This is a genomic window from Solimonas aquatica, assembly GCF_900111015.1.
Classification (GTDB): domain Bacteria; phylum Pseudomonadota; class Gammaproteobacteria; order Nevskiales; family Nevskiaceae; genus Solimonas; species Solimonas aquatica.
The window spans coordinates 39,380-56,638 of the sequence record NZ_FOFS01000013.1; the positions used below are offsets into that span (position 1 = coordinate 39,380).

Sequence of the window (17,259 nt, forward strand, 5' to 3'; positions counted from 1 at the left end):
CTCAGGCAAACGGCTCTTCGCCCTGCAGCTTGGTCCGGTGCAGCATGCGGCCCGACTTCGGGTCATACGGCGTGGCGCGGTGCATGGTGCCGGTGTTGTCCCAGATCACCATGTCGCCCACCGTCCACTTGTGGCGGTACACGAACTGCGGCTGCGTGGCCCAGTGGCGCAGACGCACCAGCAGCTCGGCGCTCTTCTTGAAGTCCATGTCCACGACATGGCGCGCGGTGCAGCCCAGCACCAGGGACTTGCGGCCGGAGCGGTGCTTCCACACCAGCGGCAGCTCCTGATCACCAATCGCCATCATGCCGGCCAGCACGCGCGGATCCGGCTCGGGGTCGTAATAGAACAGCGAGTTCCAGGCCGAATGCATCACGCGCAGCTTCTCGTAAGCCTGCTGATCCCCGGCCGGGAGCTCATCGTAGGCGGCGTAGGTGTTGCAGAACTCGGTGTCACCGCCATTGGGATCGAGCTTCTTGGCCGAGAGAATCGAAGCCAGGATCGGCACCTCGTTCATGGTGCCGTCGATATGCCAGTACCAGGAGCCTTTCAGGTAATCGGCGCGCGCGTTCTCGTTGGTGTCGAGCGTGACCTTGTAGACGATCTCGCCGGCCAGCTCCGGCGCGAAGGTGCCGAGGGTGTTGGTGAAGGCCACCTGCTCCTCGTCGCTGAAATTGATCTGCGGGAAGACCAGCACGCCGCGCCGTTCCAGCAGCTCGCGGATTCTGCCGGCGTACTCGCCGCTGAGCAGGGTTTTCTTGTCGGCGTGAATCGCAGTGGCGATGCGGGGGGCGATGTCGGTGGTGGTAAAGCTCATGAGCGACTCCGGTGAAACGATCTTTCACAAAACGTGGTTTGCAGGGGGCCTTACTTCAGCGGTCGCGGTGCGCCGCGATTCAGGTAGCGCGCCAGCTTGTCGTGCAGGTTCACGGTCGCGCGCTCCATGTAGGGATTGGGCTTGGTGCCGGAGAAGCCGGCGGACTTCATGCCCTTCTGCACGGCGGCCATGTTGGAAAAGTCCTGGCCCAGCACATAGCACCAGCCCGCTTCCGTGGCCGGCGCGTAGACCCATTCGGTCTGCGGCGCCTGGCCTGGCGGGAACAGCTCGTAGACCGCCGCTTCGAAGTAGCAGCGGTCGGGATCGTTGCCATACGGCCGCGCGCTGTAGCAGAGCATGTTGTTGACGGCGTGGCCGATCTGGAAATTGGGAAAGATCTGCCAGGCGGTGCCGCTCCGGCCGACGTGCTGCGGATCGACGCTGGGCCAGATCACGCCGCGCGCGGCATCGTCGGCGCGTGCGCGCGCCAGCCAGTGCTGCAGCACCTCGCCGGACGGCGTGCCCGGCGGCAGCTCATCGGCCAGACGCTGCGCGGCGTTGACCAGGGTCTGCGTGGTGTTGGTGTTGGCCTTTTCCCAGGTGTAGCGCTGCAGCTCGGCGGTGGACAGGCGCGCATCGGCACCGCTGCCCACGCGCAGCTTGGCGGCCTGGTTCTGATCCATGTTCTTCGGCGCTTCGTAGCCGATGTGGCTGTGCAGGCCCTGCACCCGCGCCCAGCCGCGGAACTCGCCGAACTGGTTGAACTCCGGATGCGTGGTCTGTACGTGGTAGGTCTCGTTGAAGGCCTCCATCGCCACTTTCCAGTTGCAGTCGAAGATGCCCCATTTGCGCCAGCGGTAACGCATGTTCTGCAGCTCGAAGGGATCGAGCATCTCGATCACCGGCTGCAGATACTCGCGCAGCGAGACGCTGTCCGGATCCATGTTGATCCACAGCCAGCCGCCCCAGGTGTCGAGCTTCACCGGCGTGAGCCGCGTGTTGTCCAGGGTCAGCGCGCCCTGCCAGTCCTCGCGATGCAGGATGTGCGTGTTGGCGCCATCCAGGCCGAAACGCCAGCCGTGAAAGCCGCAGACGAACACCGCCTTGCGGCCCTGCGCATTGCGCGCGCCCGGCGGGGTGTCGATCAGACGGCGGCCGCGATGCGGGCAGACGTTGTGATAGGCCCGGATGCTGTGCTCGCCGCTGCGTACGATCAGAATCGAATCGTCGTGGATCTCGTAGCTGAGATAGCTGCCGACTTCCGGCAGCTCCTCGACGCGTCCCGCCTGCAGCCAGACCTTGCGCCACAGACGGTCGCGCTCGGCGCGCGCGTAATCGGCGCTGACATAGGCTTCCGCGCCGATGCTCAGCGGCTCGCTCAATTCCTCGGTGACGGGGGTCTGCGGACTCTGCGACATGCTCAGGGCTCTCTAGCGCTTGATCGCGGCGCGGAAGTTCTCGTCCTTCAGAAACAGCGAGGTGTTGTCGGCGCCCAGATGCGTCCATTTCAGGTTCAGGCCGCCGTCCACCAGGATGGTCTGCCCGGTGATGTAGCTGGACAGCTCCGACAGCAGGAAGAGCATGGCGCCGGCCTGTTCGTCCGGCGTGGCGCGGCGCCCCATGGCGATGGCGCGACGGTCGCGCTGCGCGTCCTCGTCGATATAGGCCCCGGAACCCGGCGTCACCGTGGTGCCCGGCGCGATGGCGTTGACGCGGATATTGGCCAGCGCCAGTTCCGTGGCCAGGGTGCGCGTCACCGCGACGATGGCGGCCTTGGCGGCGCCATAGGCCAGATGAAACGGCGCGCTGTTCATGCCGCTGATCGAGGACACCGAAACGATGGCGCCCGGCAGCTGCTGCGCCTGCAGCTCGGCGGCCACCGCCTGGCTCATGAAGAACATGGTTTCCAGGTTCTGATTGAACAGCGCGCGCCAGTCCTCACGCGTGGCGCGCGTGGCGCGCATCCAGGTCTGCGGCGCCGCGCCGCCGGCGACATTGGCCAGACCGTAGAGCTGGCCGGGCGTGGCGCGCACCCTGGCCATCACCGTGGCGATGCCCTCGTCGGTGGAGACGTCGGCCAGCACCGGCAGCACGGCGAGCTTCTGCGCAAGCAGCGGGGCGAGATTCCGTTCGATCTTCTCCGCCGAGCGGCTGGTGGCGATCACCGTGGCGCCTGCCTGCGCCAGGCGCCGCGTCAGCGCGGTGCCGATGCCGCCGCCAGCCGCGCCCGTCACCACCACGATGCGGCCATCGAACTGCAGGGGCTTGTCGTCCATGTCCGGCGGGTCTCGTATGCTGTTTTTGCCATGCGCCGGGCAGCGCCCGACCCATTTCTCCTGCACAGCAAACTATCACCCGCTACCCGGGGCTTCTTGACGCCTCATGACAGCGGCGGCGCGTGAGACGACAGGCTTGGTTTGGGGTGATGGCGCCCCCTCTCCCCCGGCCCCTCTCCCGCGAGGGGAGAGGGGAGCAGATTCGTAGTGGCGCGAGCGCTTCGAAGCTGACCTCTCCTGCCAATGGAACGTGCTTCAGGCTGGATTGGGATTGAAGGCACGCCACCTATGTCGAAGCCGTTTCCCTCTCCTCTTGCGGGAGAGGGATCAGGGGAGAGGGGCGCTGCTGCTCAGTGCCGGCGCACCGCGTCCGCCGGCCGCAGGGCCAGCACGCTGCCGTCGCCGTCGGCGCCCAGATACAAGGTGCCGTCGGCGCCGGCGGCGATGCTGGCAAATGGCCCTTGCGGGCCGGAGAACGGCGGCAGGCCACGCAGAGGCTTGGGCTCCACGCCGGGCGCGGAGCCCAGCGGCAGATCCCGGGCGATGATCCGGCGCTGCCGACCGTTCAGATCGCAGGCCAGCAGGCACTTGCTGCCGGCATCGATCACATACAGCGTTTCGTCCTGCACCAGCAGACCCTGCGGCCTGACCAGGCCGTTGAGCACGGTCTGCACGCCGCTGCTGCCGAGCCTCACCACCCGGCCGCCAGCCGCTTCACTGACCAGGCAGCTGCCGTCACGGGTGAAGGCCAGATCCAGCGGCTCGCGCAAACCGCTGACCAGCGCCGTCACCGCGCCGCCCTCGCCCACGGCCAGCACGCGGCCGCTGCCGAGTTCGGCAGCCAGAATCTGGCCGCGCGGCGACACTGCCACGCCGTAGAGCTGATCCAGTCCCTCCGCGAGCACCTGGCTGCTGCCCGCCGCCGGCTGATAGCGTGCGATCTGGCCGCCCGAAGTCGTCACGATGAATTCATCCTCGCCGACCGCGGCGAGTCCCCGCACAAAGCCCGGATAGCCGGGTGTGAACAGCATGCCGGCCATGCGCAGCTCGCCGCCGGGCAGCAGCTGGTAGCAGGTGCTGCCGTCGGCGATGTACAGCGCGCCCGAGGGCGTGACGCTCAAGCCCAGCGGCCAGTTGAGACCTCCCGGCAGCAGCGCGCGCTGCTCGCCCCGGTCGCCGATTTCGGTGATCAGGCCGCTGAAGCTGGACACGAACAGCCGGCCGTCGACGAAGCTCAGATTGTCCAGGCCCGGCGCCAGCTGCGCGAGCACTTCGCGCTGGCCGCTGCGCGGATCGATGCGCAGCACCTGGCCGCTGGCGACCTGGGTGCTGACGATGCGGCCCTGCGCATCGAACTTCAGCGCATCGGGCACGCCCAGCTCGCGCACCACCACTTCCGGGGTGCCGCCCTGCGGGCTGATGCGCCAGATCTCGTTGGCGCCCATCACCGGGAAATACAGCAAACCGTCTGGCCCCATTTCCATGGCATTGGGCATGGGGATGTTGTCGAGCAAAAGGCGCGTGGCGCCGCTGTCGCGGTCGATCTCCATCAGCCGCGCACCGACCCGGCACTCGCTGACGTAGAGACGATCCTGATGCACGGTGATGCCGTTGGCGAAGGGCACATCGTCGCGCAGCACGCGCGTGCTGCCGTCGCGCCCGCGCACGCTGACGCGCGCGTCCATCACCTCGGTGGCGTAGAGATTGCCGGCGCTGTCGAAGGCCAGATCATCGGGCGCGATGATCTCGCCGCCGCGCGCGCTGATGGTCTGCACCGCGCCGCTGTGCACGTCCACCGCGCTGATCTGGCTGCCGGTGACCTGCGCCACATACAGCCGGCCGTCAGCGCCGGTACGCAGACCGTTGGCGCCGTACAGACGGCTGGGCGGCGTCAGGCGCTGCAGCTGCCAGCCTTCGGCCAGCTGCGGCGCGGTCTGCGGATAACGGGCCTCGGACATGCTTGCTTTCCCCCATGCGGATCTTCATGGTTGACGCGGCGCGCGATAACCCAGGCTGCGCGAGATCACCGCCGCTTCCTCGCGCACCAGCTGCGCGAGTTCGCCGCGACGATCCCGCAGCCGCGAACCCGGCGCGGCCACGATCAGCGCGCCGAGCACCGCGCCGCCGGCATCGCGCAGCACGGCGGCGGTGCCGGTGGCGCCTTCGGCGGTCTGGTCTTCGGTCTGCGCCACGCCGCTGCGCCGCGCTTCGGCGATGGCCTCGGCGAGGCGGCGCTTGTCGGTCTCGGTGTGCGGACACAGGGCCTTGGGCCTGAGCGTCTTCAGATAGCGCTGCACCGCCTCCGGCGCTTGCGCCGCCAGCAGGGCGCGGCCGCCGGCCGTGCAATACAGCGGCCGGCGGTCCCCGAGCGCCACGGCGAAGCGCACCACCTTGCGGCTCTCGATCACCTCGACATAGCTCAGCGTCTGGCCGTCCTGGTCGCCCACCGCCAGCAGCACGGTCTCGCCGCTGCGCTGCGCCAGACGCTGCAGGCCCTCGCGGATCAGCGTCGAGGATTGCAGCCGCTGCCGGGCCTGCAGCAGCGCGCTGCCCAGGCCATAGGCCGCCGGCCCCAGGCGATACAGGCCTTCGCCGGCCAGCACGAAGTCGGCCTCGGCCAGACCGCGCAGCAGGGCCGCGACACTGCTCTTGGGCGCGGCCAGCTGGCGGGCGAGCTGCGCCAGACCCAGCGCCGTCTCGCTGCCGCTGAGGGCTTCGAGAATCTGGATCACGCGCGTCACCGACTGCGGCGAGTGAAACGCGCGTTCGGCCTTGGCGGGCTTGGTCCTGCTCATTGGCTGGCGAACGATCCGGACCTGGGCACGGCGCTGGCGAAGCAGCCCTTGCTGAACACCAGCGGCTCGCGCTCGCTGCTGTCGAATGTCAGCACCTCGCCGACCAGAATCACATGGTCGCCGCCCTGATACTGAAAGGCCAGGCGGCACTCGAACCGCGCCGCGCAGCCGTCCAGCAGCGCCACGCCGCCCAGGCCGCGCGCCGGGCTCAGGCCCGCGAAACGGTCGATGCCGCGCGTGGCGAAACGCCGCGCCAGCGGCTCCTGATCCAGGGCCAGCACATGCACGGCGAAGTGCGTGGCGGTGAGAAACGCAGCGATCTTGGTGGACGCCTTGCCGATGCTCCACAACACCATCGGCGGGTCCAGCGAGACGGAGTTGAAACTGTTGGCGGTGACGCCCACATCGCCACCATCCCCGCCCCGGGCGGTGATGATGGTGACGCCGGTGGGAAAGCAGCCGAGCGCCTGACGGAAACGATTTGGATCGAAAGCTGTGCTCATAGGCGCACAGCTTAATTGGAATAGCGGCCACCGTTGACGCTCAGGGTATGACCGGTGATGTAGCCGGCTTCGTCGGAGGCGAGAAAGGCGATGGCGGCGGCCATGTCTTCGGGACGGCCGGCGCGCTTCATCGGCGAGGCCGCCGCCACCTGATCGACCACCTTGCCGATCTCGCTGGCGCGCAGCATCGGCGTATCCACGAAACCCGGCGGCACGTTGTTGACGGTGATGCCCTTGGCCGCGAACTCCTGCGCCAGCGCCTTGGTGAAGGCGATCACGCCGCCCTTGGACGCGGCGTAGGCGCTCATGCGCGCCGAGCCGGTCTGCGCCGAGGACGAGGAGACATTGATCACGCGCCCCCAGCCGGCTTCCAGCATGTCGGGCAGCACCGCCTGCGTGCAGACCAGCATGCTCTTGAGATTGACGTTCATCACCTGATCCCAGGCTTCTTCCGTCATCTCCATGAAATCGCGGAACAGGGTGATGCCGGCGTTGTTGACCAGAATGCCGGCCTTGCCGAAGGCCTGATGCAGCTGCGCCAGCGCGGCATCGACATCGGCGCGCCTGGACACATCCACGCGCGCCGCGATGGCGCTGTGCCCTTCGGCCTTCAGCGCGGCAGCGGCGGCCTGCGCGCCGGCTTCGTTGAGATCCCAGATCGCGACCCGGGCGCCATTGGCGGCGAGTGCGCGTGCGGCGGCCAGGCCGATGCCGGAAGCGGCGCCGGTGACGATGGCATTCCTGCCTGCGAGAGAGAACATGGTCTTATTTCCGGAATTTCGTCGTGGGGGTACTTCAGGCGTTCTGCAGCCGGCGCGCGGCCAGCTCGCGCAGCGGTGCGGTCTTGACCTTGTTGGAACCGGTCATGCTCAGGTCCGCTTCGCTGAGGATCAGCACGCGACGCGGCACCTTGTAGCTGGACAGGCGCTGCGCGGCGAAGCTGCGCACCGCCGCCTCGTCGAGGCTGGCGCCGTTCTGCGGCACCACGCAGGACACCACCATCTCACCCAGGGTGTCGTGCGGCACGCCGACGGTGGCGATGATCTTCACGCCGGGACATTCGGCAATCACCGCGTCGATCTCCAGCGGTGAGACATTGGCGCCGCCGGTCTTGATGATGTCGTTGAGCCGCCCCTGCCAGTGCAGGCGGCCCTGCGCATCGATGAAGCCGCCGTCACCGGTGCGGAAGAAGCCTTCGGCGTCGAAGGTCTCCTCGGCCGGCACGCGCAGATAGCCCAGCATCAGCGTCGGACCTTTCACCGCGATCTCGCCGGCCTCGCCACGCTGCAGCACCCGGCCGCTCAGCGGCTCGACCACGCGCACGCTGTTGCCCGGCTGCGGATAGCCGTGATTGTTTCCGGCGATCTCGCTGGGCGTGCCGCTGGGATGCATGGTGCTGAGCGTGAAGGTTTCGGTGTTGCCATAGGCCGACACCGGCTCCTGCCAGTCGCTCTTCACGCTCGGATGCCTGCGCAGCGGCGAAGCCTCGCCCACGTAGCGCAGGCTGCTCAGATCGGTGCCGGCATAGGCCGGATCTTCGACCAGCCGCGCCCATTGATGCGGCCAGGCCACCGGCAGGCTGACGCGCTCGGCCTGCATCAGGCGCAGGGCCTCGCCGGGATTGAAGACGCGCTGCAGCACCAGGCTGCCGCCGGCGGCGAGCGTGGTGCCCAGGGCCATGGCGAAATTGCCCGACCAGAAAAAACCGTTCGCGCTCCAGGTGCGCACTTCACGGTCCACCGCAAAGATGCGCGGCCAGCGCCAGCACTGGATGGCGGCGGCGCGATGCGTGTGCAGGATCGCCTTGGGCTTGGCGGTGGAGCCGGAGGAGAAGAACACCAGACCGTGATCGGTGGGCGCCACTTCCGCAGCGGCGGCAGTCACCAGCGCCTGCGGCACCTGGCGCGGAGAGTCCAGCAGCGCCGTCCAGGATTCGATGCCCGCCGCCTGCGGCGGCGCACCGATGCTCACCGCAGCGCGCAGGAAGGGCAGCTGCGGCGACAGCAGCGGCGACTGCGTGGCCAGCGCCGGACAGAGGTCCAGCAGCTCGGCGGCGAAATCACGCTCCAGCACCCGGCGCTCGAAAATCAGCAGGGAGACATCGGCCACGCGCAGCTGGTATTCCAGTTCCGCGCGCTTGGCAAACGTGCTCAGCGCCACGCAGGTGCCGCCGGCCAGAACGATGCTGAAGGCGGCGATCAGCCATTCCGGACGATTGGTGGCCAGCAGGCCGACACGGGTCTGCTTGAGCACGCCGCGCGCCAGCAGCGCGCGCGCCAGGGCATTGGCCTGTTCCCAGAGCTGCGCATAGCTCAGGCGCTGCACGCTGCCGTCCTCGGCGTGAAACACCATCGCCTCGCGCGGGCCATGCCGCTCGCAGACCTCGCGCAGAAAGCCGCCCAGGGTCAGCGCGCCCAGCGCTTCCTCGGCCAGCGGCCCGCCCTGCACCTGCGCCGCGGCGTTCATGCCGCAGGGGCCTGGTGCATGCGCGCGCGCAGCGCCGGATCCAGGGGCGGCACGCCGGCTTCCAGCGCTACCGCAAAGCTCTTGAAGGCCATCGCCAGCACCTCGTAGCAACCCACCACGAACACCAGATCCATCAGCTGCTCCTGGCTCAGCTGCGTGGCCAGCCGCGCCCAGGTGTCGGCGTGAATGCCGGCATCGGCGCAGAGCTGGTCCACCGCGCGCAGCAGTTCGGCATCCAGCGCGTCCCAGCCGGGCGCTTCCGGGCCTTGCTGGATGCGCTCGATCTCGGCATCGCTCAGACCCGCGCGCCTGCCCAGCACCAGGTGCTGGATGTACTCGTACTCGGCGCGGCGCAGCCAGCTCAGGCGCAGGATCAGCAGCTCGCGCACGCGGCGCGAGAGGCTGCTGCGGGTGGACACATAGCAGTTGAAGGTGAGAAAGGCCTTGGCCGCTTCCGGATGCCGCAGGAGCACGCCCAGGCCATTGCTGCCGCGCGGATCATCGCCCTGGTAATTGGCCTGCACGAAGTCGCGGCTGCTGGGAAAGGCGGCCAGCGCCTGCAGCATGGCCTCGTCCCACTCCGGCGGCAGGGCCGGCGCGATGCGCGGCGCCTCCGGGCCGGAATCGGCCGGCTGTCGATCAGATCTCCTCATCTCGCATCCCGTTTGGTCCGCAGCAGGCTCGGATCGGCCCGGTGCGCAATAGTAGGGTCTGTTGCCGCCGCCATCGCTGTATTGATCCGTGACGCCATATTCCGCGCCTGTGGCGACGGTGCCGCGCGCCGAGCCGCAGCGCCTGCGCAGGCAGAGATGGGGGATTGCACGGCTGCACAGGCGCGGCGATATCGGGATAATGCGGCGATGCTCCGACCAAACCTGGGTATCGGCCGTCTGCTCGGCCTGACGTTCGTGTTCTGCTGGTTTCTGCTCGGCGGAATCGGCCACTTCGTGCTGACCGACTTCTTTCTCAGCATCATGCCGCCTTATGTGCCGGCGCCGCGCGCCCTGGTCTACCTCAGCGGCGTGTTCGAGCTGCTGGGCGCCGCCGGGCTGCTGTTCGGCCGCACGCGCCGGCTCGCCGGCTGGGGACTGTTCCTGCTCACGCTGGCGGTGAGCCCGGCCAATATCTACATGTGGCAGCATCCGGAACTGTTCCCCAGGTTCGACCCGATGCTGCTCGGCCTGCGCCTGGTCCTGCAGGTGCTGCTGCTGATCTGCATCGTCTGGAGCACCAGAGCGCCCTCGCGGCGCAGCGCGGCTTATTCGGCACTGAGCTGAACACAGAACAACACGGGGGCTGATGTGAACACGCAGACCAACAACACCCACAGCGTCGTGATCGGTTACGTGCTGTGGATCTTCGGCTTCATGGGCGCGCACCGCTTCTACTACGGCAAGCAGCTCACCGGCGCGCTGTGGTTTTTCACCCTGGGGCTGTTCTTCGTCGGCTGGATCGTGGACCTGTTCCTGATTCCGGGCATGGACCGCGCGGCGGATCGCCGCTATCAGGCCGGCGCCAAGGACTACACGGTCAGCTGGCTGCTGCTGACCTTCCTCGGCATCTTCGGCATCCATCGCTTTTATCTGGGCAAGTGGATCACCGGCATCCTCTATCTGTGCACGGGCGGCCTGTTTCTCATGGGCCTGCTCTACGACCTGCTGACCCTCAACGGCCAGGTCGATGAAATCAATCGCGGCGCCTGATCCACACCCAAGAAGAACCCACGCCATGACCCCTGCCGTGCCTCAGCTCAGCCTGCGCGCTGTCCTGTTGTCGATGCTGCTGGCGATGATTCTCGCCGCCGCCAATGCCTATCTCGGCCTGTTCGCGGGTCTGACCATCGCCACCGCGATTCCAGCGGCGGTGGTGTCGATGGCGGTGCTGCGCGTGCTGGGCGGCGGCAGCATCCTGGAAAACAACATCGTGCAGACCGGCGCCTCGGCCGGCTCCTCGATTGCCGCCGGCGTGATCTTCACCATTCCGGCCCTGATCATCCTGGGCTTCTGGCAGGACTTCAAATATTCCTGGGTGCTGGCCATCGCCGGCCTGGGCGGCATTCTCGGCGTGCTGTTCTCGGTGCCGCTCCGGCGCAGCATGATCGTGGACCAGCCGCTGGCCTTTCCCGAGGGCAAGGCCGCAGCGGAAGTGCTCAAGGCCGGCGAGAACCCCGAGCAGGGTGTGAAGACCCTGGCCTTCTCCGGCGTGCTCGGCGCGCTGGTGAAGCTCTCCGCCGCCAGCGGCCTGCGCCTGATTCCGGACGCCGCCATCGGCGCCGGCTACATCGGCAAGTTCCTCGCCTTCATGGGCAGCAATCTGTCGCCGGCGCTGCTGGGCGTGGGTTACATCGTGGGCCTGAACATCGGCATCGTGGTGGTGTCGGGCAGCGTGGTGACCTGGAACATCGCCATTCCTTTCTACAAGGCCTTTCTGCTCGACGGCAATGCCGAGCTTTCGGCGATGGCCGCCGGCCTGCACGCCGAAGAAGTGGCCGGCCTGCTGTGGTCCAAGCAGCTGCGTTATCTGGGCGTGGGCGCGATGCTGATCGGCGGCATCTGGACGCTGTTCTCGCTGCGCCACTCGCTGATCTCCGGCGTGAAGAGCGGCCTGGCGGCGGCCCGCCAGAACAGCGGTACGGTGGTGGCGGAGACCGAGCGCGATCTGCCGATGAAGTGGATGCTGATCGCCCTGGTGATTTTCGTGCTGCCGCTGGCGGCGCTGTATCAGGCCATCGTCCATCAGTGGTCGGTGAGCATTCCGATGACGCTGATCATGATCGTCGCGGGCTTTCTGTTCGTGTCGGTCTCGGCGTATCTGGCCGGCCTCGTCGGCTCGTCCAACAATCCGGTCTCCGGCATCACCATCGCCACCATCCTGTTCTCCTCGCTGATCCTGATGCTGCTGCTCGGCCGCACGTCCGAGATCGGCCCGGTGGCGGCGATCATGATCGGCGCGGTGGTGTGCTGCGCGGCCTCGGTGGGCGGCGACAATCTGCAGGATCTGAAAGCCGGATACATGGTCGGCGCCACGCCCTGGAAGCAGCAGCTGATGCTGGCGATCGGCGCCTTCTCCTGCGCGCTGGTGATGGCGCCGGTGCTGAACCTGCTGGCCGCCGCCTACGGCATCGGCACGCCCACGCCCGAGCATCCCAATCCCCTGCCCGCGCCGCAGGCCACGCTGATGGCCAGCGTCTCCAAGGGTCTGTTCGGCGGCCATCTGCCCTGGGACACGATTGCGGTGGGCGCGCTGATCGGCGCCGCCACCATCGCCTTCGACGAATGGCTCAAGGCCCGCAAGGCGCTGTTCCGCGTGCCCGTGCTCGGCGCCGCCATCGGCCTGTATCTGCCGCTGGAGCTGATGGTGCCGATCTTCCTGGGTGGCGTGCTGGCGCATGTGGTGGAGCGCCGGCATGGCTATGTGCACAGCCACACTGCTGATGAAGCCGAGCGCGACCGCATCCATCGCCCCGGCACGCTGTTCTCCGCCGGCCTGATCACCGGCGAGGCGCTCACCGGCATCATCATCGCCATTCCCATCGTGGTCTCCGGCCGCGCCGACGTGCTGGCCCTGCCCGCGCAGTTCCAGTTCGGCCAGTTCGTGGGACTGGTGGTGCTGGCGGTGATTGCCGGCCTGCTGTATCGCACGGCCACGCGTGAGGCACGCGCCCTGTAGCGCGCACAGGACAAGACCAGAATCACGCAGAGGCGCTGAAAAAGGCGCATCCGCGGTTTTGCACCTTGGCGTGTTTCCTTGCGGTGAGCCGGCCGCTGGAGGCCCGCTCTTGCAGGATTCATCGCTGGGAGCAGCAACGCGGTTCAGCCACAAGCCGGCCAAACGCGGCATGATGCGCGCATGCGCAAACTCCCTCTGATTCCCGCTCTGCTGCTGCTCGCCAGCCCGCTGGCGCGCGCCGACGCCCTGCTCGACTTCGTCAACGATCCCGAGAACACGCAGCAGGCGCGCCTGAGCGTCGCCGGCACGCGCCTGCGTTTCGAAACCGCCGGCAGCGGCGCCTACACCATCATCGATCTGGCCGCGCGCACGCTCACGCAGGTCAACGCCACGCAGAAGACCACGACCACCACCAGCATCGAACAGGTGCAGGAGATCATCGGCAATCTCAGCCGCGTGGACCCTGCTGCCTCGCCGCTGTTGGAGCTGGCCATGGAAAACCTGCCCGACTCGCAGCGCCGTGATGCCGAGAAGCTGCTGCGTCAGGCGCAGGCCGACGAGGCGATTCCCTATGTGAAGACCGGCCAGCGCGGCAGCGAGGCCGGCATCGCCTGCGAGGTCTATCAGCAGCATTCCAGCAGCGGCGACACGCGCAGCCTTTGCGTCGCCGCTTTCGCCGCGCTGGGTTTGTCGGCGCAGGATGAACGCACCCTGCGCGGCGCCCTGCAGCTGCTGCGCGAAACCGGCGGCCCCTGGCTGCGCCTCGCCGATGTGCCGGGCCTGCCGATCCGCTACACCGGCAGCTTCGGCAATGACCAGTACGGCGGTGCCGGCAAGCTGCAAGCCGTCTCGCGCGCAGCGCTGCCGGCGCAGCGTTTCTACGCGCCGCGCGAGTATCGACTGGTGTCGCTGCTGGAGATGATGTCGGGCAGCGGCGGCGACTGAGAGCTATCCGCGCGCCGCTCATCGCGCCGAAGCAGCCGCCCGGACCACATCACGCCGCTGGGCGAACCGCGTTCAGTCCGCAGTCGGCCAGCACCGCCACACTGGCGCTCATGCTGCGAAAATTTCTTGCCCTGCTCATCTGCCTGGCCGCCAGCCCGCTGGCGCGCGCCGATTCCTACTTCGTGTACGTGGACGAGCAGACCGAGGTGCCGCAGCTGGTGCTGAGTGTTTCCGGCTCGCGCCTGCGCATCGAAACCAGCAGCATCGCCTACACCGTCGTCGATCTGCCGGCGCGCACCGTGACGCTGGTGGACGTGCCCTCGCGCAGCTACACCACCACCAGCATCGAGCAGGTGCGGGAGATCATGCAGCGCATCAACAGCGTGGACCCTTCGCAATCCACGCTGGTGCAGCTGGCCCTGGAAAATCTACCCGAGGGCAGGCGCCAGGAAGCCGAGAGCCTGCTGCGTCAGGCGCAGGCCGATGCCAACTATCCGTTTCTGAAAACCGGCGCACGCGCGGCCGAGGCCGGCATCGCCTGCGATATCTACCGGCAGCGATCCAGCACCGGCGACACACGCAAGCTCTGCGCCGCTGATTTCAGCGATCTGAAACTCAGCCGCGGCGATCTGCAAACCCTGCGCGGCGTGCTGCAGCTGCTGCGCGACACGCGCGGCCCCTGGCGGCCGCTGACCGAAGTGCCGGGCCTGCCGCTGCGCTACGCCGGCAGCTTCGGCGCGCAGCGCTATCAGGGCGGCGGCCGCCTGCAGCGTCTTTCGCACCACACCCTGCCGGCGGAGCGCTTTCACGCGCCCGGCGACTACCGCATCGTGTCCCTGCTGGAGATGCTGTCCAAGGGCGTGGCCTTCTAGCGGTGAGCAAGCAGCCCGGATGCAGGCGCCTTGGCGCCGGAATCCGGGACCGGTTCCGCTCCATCCCGGATTGCATCGCCATCCGGACTACGCTCGCTTTCCAGGCTTCAGTGCCCGAAGTGATCCGCATCGAACATCTGCGGATCGGGACGATCCAGCGCATCCAGCGCCGCCATCTCGGCCGCACTCAGCACGAAGTCGAACACCGACAGGTTCTGCGCCTGACGCAGCGCGTCGGAAGACTTCGGACAGGTGACGAAACCCTGCTGCACCTGCCAGCGCAGCAGCACCTGCGCGGCGGTTCGCGCATGGGTACGCGCGATGCCGGCCACCACGGGATCCGAAAGCATGTCGCTGCCGCAGCCGAGCGGTCGCCAGGACTCGGTGACGATGCCATGCGCGCGGTGAATGGCCACCAGATCATCGCGACGATGATAGGGGTCGAGCTGAATCTGGTTGAGCTGCGGCTGCAGGCCCACCGCAAACAGGCGCTGCAGATGTGCAGGCTTGAAGTTGGACGTGCCGATGGCGCGCACCAGACCCGCCTCGCGCAGCTTCACCAGACCTTCAAACGCCTCCACGTAGCGATCCTGATCCGGATTGGGCCAGTGAATCAGGAACAGATCCAGATAATCCAGACCCAGACGGCGCAGGCTGTGCTCGCAGGCCTCGCGCACGCCGGCCAGGCTGTGCCAGCGACGGTTGAACTTGCTGGTGACGAACACCTGCTCGCGCGCGATGCCGGAGGCCTTGATGCCCTGCCCCACACCGGTTTCGTTCTGGTAATTCTCGGCGGTATCGATGAGCCGGTAGCCCAGGCCGATGGCCTGCGCAATCGCCCGCGCCGCCTCGGCGTCGTTCATCGGCCAGGTGCCCAGACCCAGCTGCGGCATGCGCACGCCGCCACCCAGATCCACGGTCGCTGCCAGCCTGTCTGTCGATGACATCCTTGTTCTCCTTATGACTCGTCCGTCCATCAATACACATCAATCTTTGATCAGGAAAAACGCGATACCGCAGGCGTTTTCTGAGCGCGCGTAGCATACTCAAAGCGTTCGCACGCAGGGCAGCTCGCTGCGCCGCCGCGCCCGCGCAGGCGCTTGCGGACGGAGCGCCACCATCGAAACACCCGCCTCTTCCCGCACCCGATGAAAACCTCCACCACGCCAGCGCAACTGCTCTTCCTGCCGGGCGCGCTGGGCCGCACCGAACTGTGGCGACCGCTGGCGGACCTGCTGCGCCATCCCGCGAGCCGGCAGCACATCGGCTGGCCCGGCTTCGCCGGCGTGCCGGCCGATCCGCAGATCAAGAGCATCGACGATCTGGTGGCGATGGTAGCCACGCGCATCGAGCGGCCCACGGCGCTGATCGCGCAGTCCATGGGCGGCGTGATCGCGATGCGGCTGGCGCTGGAAAAACCGGAATCCATCACGCATCTGGTGCTCGCCGTCACCTCCGGCGGCCTCGATGTCGCCGCGCTCGGCGGCAGCGACTGGCGAGCCTCGCTGCAGGCCGCGCATCCGCAGCTGCCCGACTGGTTCGTGCATGATCGCCAGGACCTGGCCGCGCAGCTGCACGAGGTCCGCATTCCCACGCTGTTGCTCTGGGGCGACCGCGATCCGATCAGCCCGGTGCGCGTCGGTGAACGTCTCGCTTCGCTCTTGCCCGATGCGCGCCTGCACATCGTGGAAGGCGGCGATCACGATCTGGCCGAAAGCCATGCCCCCGAGCTGGCGCCTTTGATCGATGGGTTTCTGGCGGGGGCGGTTGCACGAAAGGAAGCGCCAGAGACTTGAACGGCGCGGGGGGCGATTGCAGCGCTTGAGGCATCGAGAGCAAAGCTTGTGTGTGGAACACGAGCACGAATGGCGGGTGACGCGCTGCGCGCTGACCCACCCTGCAACTGCAACGGCTGCAGACACGCTTTACGGGTGGGTTGGACCTCAACCCGACTCCGCCTGCCCCGCCACTTCGGGCGCGTTCACGCCGGTCCAGGCGCGGATTTCGGCTTCGTGGGCACGCACGATGCGGCGGCCTTCTTCGATGGCTTCGCCGGCGCGGTGAAAATCCATCAGGGCGAAATCTTCCAGGCGCGGTGACAGGGTGAGTTCGGGCGGATCGCCGGCCATGCGGCTGCGGGTGAGGCGGTCCTGCAGGATGTTGATGCTGGAGGCCACGGAGTCGAAGAAGCTGGGCGTCTCGTTGCTGCCGTGCAGATAGTCGGCGAGCTTGCGCCAGATGCTGCGGTTCCTTTCGTCCTGCGCCACCACCACCTGCTCGGCTTCCTTGAGGCTGGCCTTGGACATGTGCGCGCCGATCAACTGGGTGTTGAGGTTGATGGCGATCACCACGTCGGCGCCGAGGGCGCGGCAGGCCGAGACCGGCACCGGATTGACCAGACCACCGTCGAGCATCCAGCGGCCGTCGTGCTTCACCGGCGTGAAGATGCCGGGCATGGCGCAGGAGGCGCGCGCCGCGTCCCAGACCGGACCTTTGCTGATCCAGACTTCACGTCCGGATTTCATTTCGGTGGCCACGCTGACGAAGCGCTGGCTCACGTCTTCGATATTGGGATTGCGATGCTGTTCGTTGAAGAAGCCGAACAGGCGCTCGCCCTTCACGAAGCCGCCGGTCATGGTCAGGTCCATCAGCCGCACCACGTCGCGCACGCCCAGCTTGCGTACCCAGTCGGCGAATTCATTGAGCTGACCGGAGACATACACCGCGCCCACCAGCGCGCCGATGGAGGTGCCGGCCACCACTTCGGCGCGCACGCCCATGGCTTCCAGTTCCTGAATCACGCCGATGTGCGACCAGCCGCGCGCCGAGCCGCTGCCCAGGGCCAGGCCGATCACGGGCTTGAGGTCTTCTGAATGCATGCCAAAGGGCCTTGTGTATCGATGAGTGGGGGATGAT

Annotated in this window: 17 protein-coding genes; 6 read left to right on the forward strand and 11 right to left on the reverse strand. The window is 67.6% G+C overall.

All coding sequences use genetic code 11. The features are described 5' to 3' along the window. Position 1: 1 nt before the first annotated feature. The 9 genes from BMY12_RS15870 to BMY12_RS15910 form a co-directional block, all read right to left on the reverse strand. Entirely contained in the window at positions 2–817 is an 816-nt protein-coding gene (locus tag BMY12_RS15870) for a TauD/TfdA dioxygenase family protein (protein ID WP_093288462.1), read from the reverse strand. A 50-nt stretch (positions 818–867) separates the two neighbouring features. After that, the gene (locus BMY12_RS15875) at positions 868–2,235 is read right to left on the reverse strand and encodes an aromatic ring-hydroxylating oxygenase subunit alpha (RefSeq protein WP_093288465.1); all 1,368 of its coding nucleotides are present in this window, start codon (positions 2,233–2,235) and stop codon (positions 868–870) included. Between the two features lie 12 nt (positions 2,236–2,247). Further along, positions 2,248–3,093, reverse strand: a complete 846-nt coding sequence (locus BMY12_RS15880; RefSeq protein WP_093288468.1) for an SDR family NAD(P)-dependent oxidoreductase — start codon at positions 3,091–3,093, stop codon at positions 2,248–2,250. Positions 3,094–3,443: 350 nt separating this feature from the next. Further along, the gene (locus BMY12_RS15885) at positions 3,444–5,051 is read right to left on the reverse strand and encodes an SMP-30/gluconolactonase/LRE family protein (protein ID WP_093288471.1); all 1,608 of its coding nucleotides are present in this window, start codon (positions 5,049–5,051) and stop codon (positions 3,444–3,446) included. A gap of 24 nt (positions 5,052–5,075) precedes the next feature. Continuing rightward, a complete protein-coding gene (locus tag BMY12_RS15890; protein ID WP_093288473.1) occupies positions 5,076–5,888 on the reverse strand; it encodes an IclR family transcriptional regulator in 813 nt (270 codons plus the stop codon). Beyond that, a complete protein-coding gene (locus BMY12_RS15895; RefSeq protein WP_093288476.1) occupies positions 5,885–6,391 on the reverse strand; it encodes a flavin reductase family protein in 507 nt (168 codons plus the stop codon). Before BMY12_RS15895 ends, BMY12_RS15890 begins: the two co-directional genes overlap by 4 nt. A gap of 11 nt (positions 6,392–6,402) precedes the next feature. Continuing rightward, positions 6,403–7,152 carry an SDR family NAD(P)-dependent oxidoreductase gene (locus BMY12_RS15900; protein ID WP_093288479.1) on the reverse strand — a complete coding sequence of 250 codons (750 nt, stop codon included), beginning with the start codon at positions 7,150–7,152 and terminating at the stop codon, positions 6,403–6,405. A 34-nt stretch (positions 7,153–7,186) separates the two neighbouring features. Then, entirely contained in the window at positions 7,187–8,857 is a 1,671-nt protein-coding gene (locus tag BMY12_RS15905) for a class I adenylate-forming enzyme family protein (protein WP_093288481.1), read from the reverse strand. Further along, positions 8,854–9,510 carry a carboxymuconolactone decarboxylase family protein gene (locus BMY12_RS15910; protein WP_093288484.1) on the reverse strand — a complete coding sequence of 219 codons (657 nt, stop codon included), beginning with the start codon at positions 9,508–9,510 and terminating at the stop codon, positions 8,854–8,856. The genes BMY12_RS15905 and BMY12_RS15910 overlap by 4 nt, the downstream gene beginning before the upstream one ends. Before the next feature lie 207 nt (positions 9,511–9,717). Between BMY12_RS15910 and BMY12_RS15915 the strand changes: the two genes are divergently transcribed. The 5 genes from BMY12_RS15915 (at position 9,718) to BMY12_RS15935 (ending at position 14,343) form a co-directional block, all read left to right on the forward strand. Beyond that, on the forward strand, positions 9,718–10,134 hold the full coding sequence (locus BMY12_RS15915; protein WP_093288487.1) for a DoxX family protein: 417 nt from the start codon (positions 9,718–9,720) through the stop codon (positions 10,132–10,134). Between the two features lie 24 nt (positions 10,135–10,158). Next, positions 10,159–10,560 carry a TM2 domain-containing protein gene (locus BMY12_RS15920; protein WP_093288490.1) on the forward strand — a complete coding sequence of 134 codons (402 nt, stop codon included), beginning with the start codon at positions 10,159–10,161 and terminating at the stop codon, positions 10,558–10,560. A gap of 85 nt (positions 10,561–10,645) precedes the next feature. Further along, positions 10,646–12,526, forward strand: coding sequence for an OPT family oligopeptide transporter (locus BMY12_RS15925; RefSeq protein WP_436278870.1), 1,881 nt, complete (start codon positions 10,646–10,648; stop codon positions 12,524–12,526). Between the two features lie 180 nt (positions 12,527–12,706). Continuing rightward, positions 12,707–13,471 carry a hypothetical protein gene (locus tag BMY12_RS15930; RefSeq protein ID WP_093288496.1) on the forward strand — a complete coding sequence of 255 codons (765 nt, stop codon included), beginning with the start codon at positions 12,707–12,709 and terminating at the stop codon, positions 13,469–13,471. A 110-nt stretch (positions 13,472–13,581) separates the two neighbouring features. Continuing rightward, positions 13,582–14,343, forward strand: a complete 762-nt coding sequence (locus BMY12_RS15935) for a hypothetical protein (protein ID WP_093288499.1) — start codon at positions 13,582–13,584, stop codon at positions 14,341–14,343. A 107-nt stretch (positions 14,344–14,450) separates the two neighbouring features. Here BMY12_RS15935 and BMY12_RS15940 read toward each other — a convergent pair whose 3' ends face one another. Next, a complete protein-coding gene (locus BMY12_RS15940; protein WP_093288502.1) occupies positions 14,451–15,290 on the reverse strand; it encodes an aldo/keto reductase in 840 nt (279 codons plus the stop codon). A gap of 201 nt (positions 15,291–15,491) precedes the next feature. On the opposite strand from BMY12_RS15940, the gene BMY12_RS15945 reads away from it, so the two are divergent. Next, positions 15,492–16,139, forward strand: a complete 648-nt coding sequence (locus tag BMY12_RS15945; protein ID WP_093288505.1) for an alpha/beta fold hydrolase — start codon at positions 15,492–15,494, stop codon at positions 16,137–16,139. Positions 16,140–16,286: 147 nt separating this feature from the next. On the opposite strand, the gene rssA is transcribed toward BMY12_RS15945, so the two are convergent. Then, positions 16,287–17,222 (reverse strand): patatin-like phospholipase RssA, encoded by a 936-nt coding sequence (gene rssA, locus BMY12_RS15950; RefSeq protein ID WP_093288509.1) that lies wholly within the window; start codon positions 17,220–17,222, stop codon positions 16,287–16,289. Positions 17,223–17,259 lie beyond the last annotated feature (37 nt).